Annotated in this window: 11 protein-coding genes; 2 read left to right on the top strand and 9 right to left on the bottom strand. The window is 31.3% G+C overall.

The window, feature by feature from the left end:
- Positions 1–75: 75 nt before the first annotated feature.
- Positions 76–1,068, bottom strand: a complete 993-nt coding sequence (locus tag BS62_RS02005; RefSeq protein WP_496489564.1) for an oxidoreductase — start codon at positions 1,066–1,068, stop codon at positions 76–78.
- 38 nt (positions 1,069–1,106) lie between these two features.
- Positions 1,107–2,642: a cardiolipin synthase gene (gene cls, locus BS62_RS02000; protein ID WP_496489563.1), complete on the bottom strand. Its 1,536-nt coding sequence runs from the start codon at positions 2,640–2,642 to the stop codon at positions 1,107–1,109.
- Between the two features lie 254 nt (positions 2,643–2,896).
- Here cls and BS62_RS01995 point away from each other — a divergent pair, with 254 nt between their 5' ends.
- Entirely contained in the window at positions 2,897–3,358 is a 462-nt protein-coding gene (locus BS62_RS01995; RefSeq protein ID WP_496489562.1) for a redoxin domain-containing protein, read from the top strand.
- Positions 3,359–3,406: 48 nt separating this feature from the next.
- On the opposite strand, the gene BS62_RS01990 is transcribed toward BS62_RS01995, so the two are convergent.
- A complete protein-coding gene (locus tag BS62_RS01990; RefSeq protein WP_496489561.1) occupies positions 3,407–4,369 on the bottom strand; it encodes a D-2-hydroxyacid dehydrogenase in 963 nt (320 codons plus the stop codon).
- 146 nt (positions 4,370–4,515) lie between these two features.
- A complete protein-coding gene (locus BS62_RS01985) occupies positions 4,516–5,043 on the bottom strand; it encodes a DUF2284 domain-containing protein (protein ID WP_496489560.1) in 528 nt (175 codons plus the stop codon).
- Positions 5,044–5,227: 184 nt separating this feature from the next.
- Between BS62_RS01985 and nudC the strand changes: the two genes are divergently transcribed.
- Positions 5,228–6,007, top strand: coding sequence for an NAD(+) diphosphatase (gene nudC / locus BS62_RS01980; protein ID WP_496489559.1), 780 nt, complete (start codon positions 5,228–5,230; stop codon positions 6,005–6,007).
- Between the two features lie 39 nt (positions 6,008–6,046).
- Here nudC and buk read toward each other — a convergent pair whose 3' ends face one another.
- The 5 genes from buk to BS62_RS01955 all read right to left on the bottom strand — a co-directional run bounded on the left by buk (position 6,047) and on the right by BS62_RS01955 (position 12,406).
- Complete coding sequence (gene buk / locus BS62_RS01975; RefSeq protein ID WP_496489558.1) at positions 6,047–7,132, bottom strand: butyrate kinase; 1,086 nt, start codon at positions 7,130–7,132, stop codon at positions 6,047–6,049.
- Positions 7,133–7,222: 90 nt separating this feature from the next.
- Positions 7,223–7,804, bottom strand: a complete 582-nt coding sequence (locus BS62_RS01970; protein WP_496489557.1) for an indolepyruvate oxidoreductase subunit beta — start codon at positions 7,802–7,804, stop codon at positions 7,223–7,225.
- Position 7,805: 1 nt separating this feature from the next.
- The gene (gene iorA, locus BS62_RS01965) at positions 7,806–9,590 is read right to left on the bottom strand and encodes an indolepyruvate ferredoxin oxidoreductase subunit alpha (RefSeq protein WP_496489556.1); all 1,785 of its coding nucleotides are present in this window, start codon (positions 9,588–9,590) and stop codon (positions 7,806–7,808) included.
- A 163-nt stretch (positions 9,591–9,753) separates the two neighbouring features.
- Positions 9,754–11,655, bottom strand: a complete 1,902-nt coding sequence (locus BS62_RS01960) for a sigma 54-interacting transcriptional regulator (RefSeq protein WP_496489555.1) — start codon at positions 11,653–11,655, stop codon at positions 9,754–9,756.
- Positions 11,656–11,803: 148 nt separating this feature from the next.
- A complete protein-coding gene (locus tag BS62_RS01955) occupies positions 11,804–12,406 on the bottom strand; it encodes a DUF2238 domain-containing protein (RefSeq protein ID WP_496489554.1) in 603 nt (200 codons plus the stop codon).
- Positions 12,407–12,442: the final 36 nt, after the last annotated feature.

The raw sequence follows: 12,442 nt of genomic DNA, 5'->3' as shown, positions 1-12,442 counted from the left end.
ATCGGCTATGTTAATACCATTATTATATTTTAGTAATATATGTGCAAAATATTTATATAACTGGATACAGTTAGTTTAGCTCTTTATCTTCTCAATTAATTCTTCAACAAAGTTTGGTTGGTTCATTATAGGTCTTCCAAGAGCAATAAAATCTACTTCATCCTTTTGCACCATATCTGATGCAATTTCAATATCAGATAACTCACCTGCACCAATAACAGGAATATTAACATGTTGCTTAACAGTTCTAAGCATATCCCTTAACATTGCAGGGCCAGGTAATACCATAGGTGGAACAAGACCTGTTGATATGTCAAGAATGTCGATACCTGCTTTTTCTAATTTTTCGGCTACTTCACAACCTTCTTTTAATGTAAGTCCACCTGGTAAAAGGTCATCTATACCTAATCTGACTAATAGAAGAGATTTTTCTCCAATTGCTTCTCGAACTTCACCAACTATCTCCATAAGAAGACGACTTCTATTTTCCAAACTTCCACCGTATTCATCAGTTCTTAAATTTGTAAGTGGAGAAAGAAACTGTGACAACAAAAATCCATGACAGTTGTGAATCTCTACACCATCAAAACCAGCTTTCATAGTACGTAATGCAGCTTCAACGAAATCTTTTTTAATCTCTTGAATTTCATCTATAGTGAGTTCTTTAGGCATAGACCTTTTAACATTAGGATGTATTACAGCAGATGGAGCAACAGCTTCCATTTTTGTAAGTGAAGTATCAGCGGAACTTCCTGCATGATTTATCTGAAGTACAGCCACCTGATTATTGTTATGGATAACATCTGCCAATTTAGATAATCCTTCTATACATTCATCACGATCTACAAAAATTAGTTTTTCTCTATACTGCCCATCTGGTGATATAGCCGCTTGTTCAACAACTATTAAAGATAGTCCTTTACGTTGTTCATAAATTGACAATAGTTCATCTGTTATAAGTCCATTATCACTTGCCTTTGCTATATCAAATGGTGCACATACGTATCGGTTATGAAATGTAAAACTTTTTACCCTTTGTTCTTCTAGTAAAACACTACTTTTTTTCATTATTAATACACATCCTTTATACATTATATGATTAAATCTTACATTAATGGAGCAAAAATACGTAACACTGCCCTTGTTAATGCCTTGTGAAATTTTATATTTGTAACGTCTTCTATATTAATCTGCCTACACATTCTTAAAGTTTCAAAGAAATCATATTTTATATCATCGATACTGCTGCTGTTGTACATCCAAACACCACATTCAAAATGCAGGTATAAACTTCTATAGTCCATGTTTATAGTACCAACAACACCGTATTCATCATCTGCTACATAAGTTTTTGCATGAATAAATCCTGGAATATACTCATAAATTTTAACTCCATTTTCTATAAGAACTTTATAATAAGATCTAGTAACCTCATGAACAAACCACTTATCTCCACAATGAGGAGTAATTATGCGAACATCAACTCCGCCTTTAGCAGCTGACGATAATGCTGTTACCATTTCATTTCCTATAATTAAGTAAGGAGTTGTGATATAAACATACTTAGTGGCTTTGTTAATTATATTTAAATACACTGTTTCACCAACAGTTTCATTATCTAATGGATTATCTGTAAATGGTTGAACATATCCCTGTCTTTTTTTATTAATATCAATTGGAATATCCTTCCTAAAACGAGTGAAATCTTCATCAATTCCTCTAAGATAATCCCAAATAGATAAGAACATTACTGTCATACTCCACACAGCATCTCCTTTTAGCATAATAGCAGTATCTTTCCAATGGCCATGCTTTGCAAACTCATTTATATATTCATCTGCCAGATTGATACCTCCTGTAAATCCTGTATGACCATCAATTACTGCAATCTTACGATGGTCTCTATTATTCAACATTGGAGACAATTTAGGAACTAACGGATTAAAAACACAGCACTTAATACCCTTTTTTTCAAGCTTTTTATCATATCCATGTGGCAGTGTTAATAAGCACCCAATATCATCATATATAACACGAACATCTACACCCATTGATGCTTTTTCTACTAATATATCTAGTATACTATTCCACATAACGCCTTCCTTAATAATGAAGTACTCTAAAAATATATAGTGCTGAGCTTTTCTTAATTCTTCCATTAATTTTTCGAACTTAGTTTCCCCAATAGGTATGTATTGTGTTTCTGTATTGTTATATACCGGAGAATAGGCATAATTTTGTATATACTTTGACTGATTAGCAGCAGCTTTATTTTGAACTTTTATCTCATCTAAAATTAATTCTTGTGGTAATAATTCATCTTTCATTTTATCTTCTATAAATTTCATTCTTTTCTTTTCTTTTTTACTTAGCTTATTTCTACCAAAGAAAATATAAAATAATCCACCAAAAATAGGAAATAAGAGTATAGGTATAATCCATGCTATTTTATATGCTGGATTACTCTTACTATTTATAATCAGTAGTACCGAGACTGTACTTATAAATAGGCTTATCCAATAAAAATATATAAAGTAATCGTTAAATACTAAAATAACACCAATTAAAACTATTAGTTGTACTAGTATTGTAAAAGATATGAAAATGGCTCTGTTAAGCAAAAACTTTCTAATAAATTTCATTTTTATCATCCTATTTAAATTATTTTTTAGATTTTTATATAATTAATATTTTGTACAATTCTTTCATTTAATAACCTATATATATAACATAGAATTAAAATTTATATTTAAGAATTTATCTTCTATATTACCATATTTTTACATCTTATGACATATTATGTGATATAAATTTTGCTATGAAAATTTCATAGATACATAAAACCTACTTATATAGGACATTATATAAATACATAATTAGAAAGGAGACTATAATAGTGAAACTTATTGAGGTAGGTAATGACGCACCCCCTTTTACTGTGATGGATGAAAATGAACAAAATATAAGTTTGTCAGATTACAGAGGAAAAAAAGTATTATTATCATGGCATCCACTTGCTTGGACACCTGTTTGTACTGATCAGATGAGATCAATAGAGAATAATTGGCAAAAATTTCAAAGTCTAAATACAATCCCTCTTGGATTTAGCGTTGATCCCACACCTTGCAAAAAAGCATGGGCAACATCAATTGCAATTGAGAACTTAAGTCTTCCTTCAGACTTTTGGCCTCATGGAAAAGTTGCTAAAGATTACGGAATATTTGACGAAAAAAATGGCGTGTCAAAAAGAGTGAATATTATAATAGATGAAAATGGCAAAGTTAAATGGGTAAAGGTTTATCCTTCTAATGAATTGCCTGATATAAACGAAGTTATACAAGCTTTATCAAGTATGTAGAAAAGCCAATATTCTAGATTTCTAATCTAGAATATTGGCTTTTTATTTTTATCTATTAACAACATTTATAGGATTTGCATCCATAAACTGTTTAAGATTATCTACTGCAATATCTATAAGCCTAGCTCTTGACTCTTTCGGTGCCCATGCTATGTGTGGAGTTAAGAATACATTTCTAGCTTTAAGTAATGGATTATCTTCTAAAATAGGTTCTGTTGCTACAACGTCAAGACCCGCTGCATATACCTTTCCACGATTAAGTGCTTGTGCTAAATCTTCTTCTACAATAAGTTGTCCTCTCGATGTATTTATAATAATCACACCATTTTTCATCTTTGCAATGGTATCTTTATTTATAATCCCCTTTGTATCCTCAACCAATGGACAGTGAAGATTAATTACATCAGATTTAGCTAAAAGGTCATCTAGTTCAACATACTTCATACTTTCACATTCTAACTCTTTTTTTGGATGATTAGCATATGCCAATACGTTCATTCCAAATGCCTGAGCAATTTTTCCTGATGTTTGCCCAATTCTACCATATCCAATTATACCCATTGTTTTACCAGCAAGTTCTATAAGGGGCTCTTTCCAAAAACACCAATCAGCATTATTTGTCCATTCATTATTTTTAACTGTTTTGTCATGTACTCCAACATTGTTGCAAATTTCAAGTAGATGAGCAAATGCCATTTGAGCTACTGAATCTGTGCCGTAGGTAGGAATATTTGTTACAGGTATCCCTAATTTTCTTGCTGTATCAATATCTATATCATTATACCCTGTAGCAAGTACCCCTATGAATTTAAGATTCTTTGCGTTTTCTATAGTATCTTTTGATAAAGGAACGCTACTTGTAAAGACAACTTCTGCATCTTTAATTCTATCCAAAATCTCATCTTCCGATGTTCTATCATAAACTGTTGTTGTACCGAGTTTTTCTAGCCCTTCCCATGTTAAATCTCCGGGATTTGTTGTGTATCCGTCAAGTACTACAATTTTCATCATACCCACCTCCTAATGTACTAATTATTATCTCTCTAAATTCAATATACCTAATGAATTTCCTTCCGCTTATTCTATATAAAATGCTATTTTCTTTAAATAATTAAAATAACCTCCATCAGAGGATAGAGATTATTTTACAAGTAAAACTAATTATTATAAAGTACTAATGTAAAGTAACCGATTTTTCCCGCTCCAGCGTTGTAAGTCATTTTGTAATTCATAGACATGCGAACTACATCTATGCCACTGCCTTCCATTGAATACTCTATTTTGTCTGGAAAACGACAAGGTTCATTATTAAGAGCAGTACATTCCTTGCATTTAGTACATGGGCCTGCCCCCATTATTCCCACATTCTCGTTGGCAAAAGTCTTTCTCAAATCCTTGTTTACCTTTGCAACAAGTTCTAATGACTCCATCATTTCTTTTCTTGTTTTAATTGATACAATTTTCGATATTATAAAGGCATTTTTGTATTTTAAAATATTTTCTTTTCTTTCATCTACAGTTCCAGACTTAGGTGGACAAGCATGATTTTTACCAAAATTGCCACAAGTGTTTTTTTCACATTGGTTAAACACATCTTGAGAAAAAACAATATCACTTGTTTTAATTTCTTTATATTCATCAAACCCTATTTCTTTAAAAGCTTCTATTAATCTTTCTTTTAACATGAAATATCCCCTCTTTTATATATTAAATAAGTATATCTATATTTATATATTCTTTTTATAACATGTCTAGAACTGTATAAAAGCACTCCCCTTCATATTCCTATTGATTATATTTAGAATAATATCTATACTAATTTTATAACGTTTTATAAATCTAGAATTAAATAAGGCCAGGTGTATGATTATGAATAAAAATAAATTATGTTTTGTTTTCAATAATGACCAATTACTAGTTAAAATAAAAGATGATAATATAGTAATACCAGATGAAGCTGATATAAAAGCTTTAGGTATAGATTTAAATATGTTAGATTATTTAACATCAAAAGATGATGATGAATTTGTTTTTGGTGAAATAGATACAGTTTTAAATGAAGTTGCTGAATTTAAGTTTTATAACCTACGTATGTTTATTGTATTAATGGATGCTTCACTTTTTAGTTTAGTTACAAGAGCTCTTCATCTTATAAAGTGGAATAACACATATAAGTACTGTAGTAGATGTGGAACTTTAGCAAAGGATAAAGAAGATGAATTAGCAAAAATCTGTCCTGAATGTGGTTATATTAGTTTTCCTAGAATATCTCCTGCCATTATAACAGCTGTAGTTAAGGATGATAAATTACTTCTTGCACATAATTCTAACTTCCCTAAAGATATGTATAGTGTACTTGCAGGGTTTGTAGAACCTGGTGAAGGATTTGAAGATTGTGTTGCTAGGGAAGTTTTCGAAGAAGTAGGTATTAAAGTTAAAAATATAAAGTATTTTGGAAGCCAGCCTTGGCCTTTCCCTGATTCCTTAATGGTAGGATTTACCTGCGAATATGATAGTGGTGAAATAAAAGTTGATGGCGTTGAAATTGACCATGCTTCTTTTTATAGTTTAGAAGAACTTCCAAATATTCCTTCAAGCGGCAGCATAGCTAAAAAACTTATAGATTGGTTTGTTGATAGTCAAAAATAGGAAAGAACCCTTGAAAAATCAAGGGTTCTTTATTTATTATTATGCCTTTGCTGTTATTTCTTCAGTATATTCTCTAGCTTCTTCTAGTCCATTAAGAACTCTTAAAGTTCCTAAAGAAAGAGATTCCATTTCATTTTCTCCTGGTACTATTTCAACATTTGAAATAAATTCTACTCTTTTTTTAATCCATGAAGTCATCATGTTAGAATATGCTATACCACCAGTGATTACAATAGCATCTACCTTACCATCTACTACAGTTGCAAGTTCACCTATTCCTTTAGCAACTTGATAAGCCATAGCTTCATAAATCATTCTTGCGTTTTCATCTCCATTTTCAATCATCTTTTCAACTTCTCTAGCATCAACTGTATTAAGATATGATTTTAAACCACCATTTCCTCTTAACTTTTTACTCATAGTGCTTCTGTCAAATTCTCCTGAATAACAAGCTTCTATAAGAGCTCTACAAGGAACTCTACCTGCTCTTTCAGGTGAAAATGGACCTTCATCATCAGAAACTATATCTACTATTTGTCCTTTTTCATGAACACTTAGTGATATTCCTCCACCTAAATGCGCAACTATTAAGTTCATATCTGAATATTTTTTATTGTATTTATCGGCAACTTTCATTGCTGTAGCTCTAGAATTTAAAACATGGCTAGTACTTGTTCTTGGGATATCTGCCATACCTGATATACGAGCGATATCTGAAAGTTCATCAACTCTTACAGAGTCATATATGTATGCTGGTATATTAGCAGTATTTGCTATTTCATAAGCTATAATTGCTCCTAAATTTGAAGCATGTTCCATAATTGGGTTATTTAATAGTCTATCTACCATAACGTCATTAACTAAATAAGCTCCTGACTTTACAGAAGGAACCATTCCACCTCTTCCTACAACAGCAGATAATTCACTAACATCATATCCGTTTTCACTTAAAAATGAAAGTATAACATCTTTTCTCATATTGAATTGATCTGCAACCTTATTGTACTTTTCAATTTCACTAGCTGGATGATCTAGTGTTTTGCAAAGTAGTTCCTTCTCATTTTCATATATAGATATTTTAGTTGACGTAGAACCTGGATTTATTGCCAATATTTTATGACTCATTATTATTTCTCCCCTTATAAAAAATTTACTTTACTGAAAAACCTATGACTACAAAGTGTAACCATAGGTTTTTATATATTTTTAATTTTATTAAGCTTCTACGCTTGCTAATCCCATTCCAACTTCAATAGCCTTTAAGTTAAGTTCAACAAATTGTGGCTTTACATTATCTTTTATGATTTTTTCCCAATCTATATCTTCAAGACCCATTGCCTTAATTGTAGTTCCAAGTAATATAACGTTCATAACCTTTGGATTTCCAAGTTCTGTAGCTTGTTTTGCAGCATCAATAACTGTTGTTTGAACCTTTGAGCTAAGTTCTTCTAATATTCCTGTAGGATAGTCTACTCTTCCAGAAAGAACAGGCATAGAATTTATCTCAAAATCATTAACTACAACTTTTCCATCTTTCTTTAAATATTTAAGCCATCTTAAAGCTTCCATTTTTTCAAAAGAAACTAATATATCTGCTCCACCAAGTTCAATAACTGGAGATTCAACTTTTTCTCCGTATCTAACTTGAGATGATACAGAACCACCTCTTTGAGACATTCCGTGTATTTCACTCATTTTAACATCGTATCCAGCTTCCATAAGTCCTAATGTTAAAAGTTTACTAGCAAGTATTGTTCCTTGCCCACCTACTCCTACTAATAAAATACTTTTATTCATTTTATGCTCCCACCTTTCCAATAGCTTTTACTGGGCAAACTTGAAGACATACTTCACAGCCTACACATGAATTTTGATCAATTATTGATTTCTTATCTGCTTTGTTAAACGATATAGTAGGACATCCAACTCTTATACAAGCTCTACATCCAACACATTTTTCTTCGTTAACATCACACTTAGTTTGGAAAGGATTATTGAATTCTTGATTGTCTTGTTTTGTAAATTTCTTTAATGCACATGGCCATCTTGTTATTACTACTGAAGGCTCATCAAGACTTAATGCCCAGTCAAATGTTTCTTTTACTGATTTAAGATCGTTTGGATCAATCTTTGCTACATTCTTGATTCCACATGCTCTAACAAGCATTTCTATATCTGCTTCAACAGTTTCTTCACCTTGAAGTGTATAACCTGTTCCTGGGTTTTCTTGATGACCTGTCATTCCAGTTATTCTATTGTCTAGTATTACATTAACTGTATTTCCTTTATTATAAGCTACCTCTAGAAGTGCATTTACACCTGTATGTAAGAATGTTGAATCTCCTAAAACAGATACAACTCTCATCTTATTGTCTTCTTTCATATTGAAAACCTTTTGTGCTCCATGTCCAATACCAAAGCTTCCACCCATACATACTGCAGTGTCCATAGCATTATATGGTTGATCAAATCCTAGAGTATAACATCCTATATCCCCAGATATCATTACATTCTTTCTCTTTCCTATTTCATAGAAGAATCCTCTATGTGGACATCCTGAACATAGTGTTGGAGGTCTTGGAACAACTTTTGATTCATCAAATTCAATAGTTTCCATAGTTTCTCCATATACTGATTGTCTAATAACATCAGGAGTCATTTCTCCGTATGATGGGAAAAGGTTTTTCCCAAGGCAATCAAATCCTAACATTCTAACTTGTTCTTCTATGTATGGATCATTTTCTTCTATAACATATAATGTATCAACTTTACTAGCAAACTCCTTTATTTTTTCATTTGGAAGTGGGTTAGTAAAACCTAATTTTAAGTATGAAGCAGAATCTCCAAATACTTCTTTAGCAAAACTAAATGCAGCCCCTGATGCTATTACCCCTATTTTAGTGTCATTCCACTCAGCATAATTTAACTCAGTACTATTTGAGAAATCTAAAAGTTTAGCCATTCTATCTTCAACTAACACTCTAAGTTTTCTTGCATGACCTGGTACTGTTAAGTATTTTTGTGGGTTCTTAACATATTCTTTTATTTGTACTTCTTCTCTATCATTACATTCAACTATTCCCTTAGAGTGACATACTCTTGTAGTCATTCTTATTAAAACAGGTGTATCATACTTTTCACTTACTTCATAAGCAACTTTAACCATATCTTTTGCTTCTTGGCTATCTGCAGGCTCAAACATAGCAACCTTTGCAAACTTTGCATAGTTACGATTATCTTGTTCTGTTTGAGATGAATGCTGTCCTGGCTCATCTGCTGTTATTAAAACCATACCTCCATTAACACCTGTATATGCAAAAGTGAATAATGGATCTGCTGCAACGTTAACCCCTACATGTTTCATTGCTGCTAATGATCTTGCTCCAGCGATAGATGCTCCTATTGCTGCTTCTACTGCAACCTTTTCATTAGTTGCCCATTCTGCTACTATATCCCCTTTATATGTTCCAACATTTTCTAATATCTCAGTACTTGGTGTTCCTGGATATGCCGAAGCAAATCTTACCCCTGCTTCCCATGCTCCACGGGCAATTGCTTCATTTGCTGTTAATAATTTTTTCATAGTTTCACCCCTATTTATATTTTCTGTAATATTATATAAGCAATTTTCATGCCAATTTTAATATTGGCTATTTTCCGATATTTTGACAAGTTTTTTATTTTCTGAATAATTAAAAAGTGTAAACTAAGTTAACATATTGTTAACTTAGTTTACACTTTTTTCCCTAATATTCTATTTTTTTCTTTTTCCATAAAGCTGTTCTACTTATCCCAAGATGTTTTGCTATTTCTGTATTGGCTACACCCTTACTAGACAGTATATCTATAACCTTTTGCTCTAAGGATTCATACAAATCTTTCAAACTAATTTCGTCATTGATATCTAGTATCTTTTCGCTTTTTATAATTTTATCTTCAAATTTATCTTTGTCTTCATCTTCATCTTCATCTAAGTCAATTTCATTAAAAAGCATATACCTTTGGGCAACGTTTTTAAGCTCTCTTACATTTCCAGTCCATATATGATTTACTATCTTATTTTTTATTTCATCACTTAATTCTATATTATCATTTTCTTGTGATAGTTCCTTTATATAATGTTTAAATAGTGGAACTATGTCTTCTTTTCTTTGTCTTAAAGGTGGAATACTTAATTTCAAAATATTTAATCTATAAAATAAGTCACTTCTAAAGTTTCCTTCTTTCACTTTTTCCTTTAATTCTTCATTGGCAGCAGCAATTACCCTTACATCTAGAGGAATAACATAATCTGAACCTATTCTCATTACTTCTTTCTCCTCTAAAACACGCAGAAGCTTTGCTTGAAGATTAAGTGACATACTATTTATCTCATCTAAAAATATTGTTCCTCCATGAGCAAGTTCAAATAACCCTGGCTTTCCACCCTTTCTTGCTCCTGTAAATGCACCCTCTTCATATCCAAAGAGTTCACTCTCCAAGAGATTTTCTGATATCGCTGCACAGTTTACTGCCACAAAGGGGTCCTCTTTTCTACTACTTATGTTATGTACACTTTGGGCCATCATTTCCTTTCCAGTACCACTTTCCCCATAAATCATTACAGTACTATCTGTCATACCTATTTTTATCGCCTTTGCCACTGTGTCCTTTGTAACAGGATCATATGCAACAAAATCGTAAAAATTATATTTTGCAACAAGGCCTTTTTTATTTATTTCATATCTTATCTTTTTTTCCAAACTTTGAAGTTTAGTAATGTCCTGAAATGAGCATAAAACTCCGTTAATGTGCCCATCTACCTCCAAAACAGATATGTTTGAAGTAACTATAATTCTTTTTAATTTCTTAATTTGATTATATTGGCTTATTTTACTTTCTAAAACATCTAGCATAAATCCAAGCTCTGGATATACATCTAATAGTTTTTTGTCTATAACATCACATCTAGGTTTTTTTAATAATTTCTCTGCCCTTTCATTGTATAGTATTATTTTACTTTCGTTATCTACCGCTATAACAGCATCATGAACTCCATCTAATACGGTTTGCAAAACTTCATTTTTATATTTATGTTTATATAGGTTGTCCACTAATTCTTTCGCATCTGTAATCGCTTCATAAATAGACTCCTTGCTAGCTCCTATATTAACATTATCTATCCCTAGTTTTTGAGCATAAGTACAAGGAATTCCTCCCCCGATTATTACAATTTCTTCTTTTTTATTTATATATTTATATACCCTATCTTCTATTTCTTCCTTAATACGAAATCTTTCAATTGTAATATTAGTTGTAATTATACCTTTCAATTCATCATAGTCAAAGTACTCATAAACAGAAATAAATAATACTATTTCTTTGTTATATTTACTTGCGTCTTTTACTGCACGTAAAATATCAATTGGTGTAATCTTTAAATGCACTACAGGAACATTTACTTTTCCAACATTATATATATATCCACCACTTCTTGCTACTATAGCTTGAGCACCTTTGCTTTCTAATATTTTACCTTGCTCTTCCATATTGTTAGAGCTTAATATATCTATAATAATTTCACCTTTATCTACATCTTCTTGAAACAACTCTGTAATACTATTTTTTAATTCCAAATCTGAAGCTATTACTCCTATTTTTCTTTCCATAAAACTCTCCTCAATCCCCTTGATTAATTAACTTAAAGTCAAAATACCCTTAATATTATAGTAATATGAAATTCCCTTTTAATCAAATCTAAATTACTTTGCTAAAGTTCACAAAAATGCACCATCTAAAAAATAGATGGTGCATTTTTTAATGAATTTTCCTATGCATACGTCTAAGCTTATCTTTGTGTTTGAAATACCCTAGTATCGCAAATATTAATGCTCCTACAGTATCTAAAATTATGTCTATCATAGTATCATCTAGGCTACCCCTTTGCATGAATAGTCCCAGAGATTTATCCATAGAGTACTCATAGATTTCCCATATAGCTCCCATTGCAACAGCAAAGCAAAAAGAGAAAAATGCTACAAAAATTGGGCTTCGTTTTATATTTATCTTACTGCTATTAGTCAAATACCCAACAATTAAAAAACCTATATTCCCTAAAATAAGTCCCGAAAAACTATGGAGCATTTTGTCCCACCACCAAAACTTATCATAGAAATGTCGTAGTTCTCCAAGGTAAACTCCTGAATAAACAAATAAAATTAAAATTATCTCAAATCCACCAGGAATATCTACACTAAATCGCTTTTCTATAATAGCTGGCAATAACATAACAATTAAAGTAAGAATGGATATTCCTAAATACATCCAATTCTTATCAGCAAATGCAATCAATCCAGTAGAAACCATAGATAGGTATATAATAATAATGATAATAAGCTTTATCTTATCAATTCTTTTCATTACACTTCACCGCCTAAAAGTATAATTGGTGTAATA

This window comes from Sporacetigenium mesophilum DSM 16796 (genome assembly GCF_059569055.1).
The sequence above is the reverse complement of the archived record's forward strand: the minus strand, read 5'-3'. Positions and strand labels throughout refer to the sequence as shown.

Bases quoted from the DNA above. Each gene is read 5' to 3' on its own strand.
- BS62_RS02005 (WP_496489564.1), bottom strand. From the start codon at position 1,068: ATGAAAAAAAGTAGTGTTTTACTAGAAGAACAAAGGGTAAAAAGTTTT.
- cls (WP_496489563.1), bottom strand. From the start codon at position 2,642: ATGAAATTTATTAGAAAGTTTTTGCTTAACAGAGCCATTTTCATATCT.
- BS62_RS01990 (WP_496489561.1), bottom strand. From the start codon at position 4,369: ATGATGAAAATTGTAGTACTTGACGGATACACAACAAATCCCGGAGAT.
- BS62_RS01985 (WP_496489560.1), bottom strand. From the start codon at position 5,043: ATGTTAAAAGAAAGATTAATAGAAGCTTTTAAAGAAATAGGGTTTGAT.
- nudC (WP_496489559.1), top strand. From the start codon at position 5,228: ATGAATAAAAATAAATTATGTTTTGTTTTCAATAATGACCAATTACTA.
- buk (WP_496489558.1), bottom strand. From the start codon at position 7,132: ATGAGTCATAAAATATTGGCAATAAATCCAGGTTCTACGTCAACTAAA.
- BS62_RS01970 (WP_496489557.1), bottom strand. From the start codon at position 7,804: ATGAATAAAAGTATTTTATTAGTAGGAGTAGGTGGGCAAGGAACAATA.
- iorA (WP_496489556.1), bottom strand. From the start codon at position 9,590: ATGAAAAAATTATTAACAGCAAATGAAGCAATTGCCCGTGGAGCATGG.
- BS62_RS01960 (WP_496489555.1), bottom strand. From the start codon at position 11,655: ATGGAAAGAAAAATAGGAGTAATAGCTTCAGATTTGGAATTAAAAAAT.
- BS62_RS01955 (WP_496489554.1), bottom strand. From the start codon at position 12,406: ATGAAAAGAATTGATAAGATAAAGCTTATTATCATTATTATTATATAC.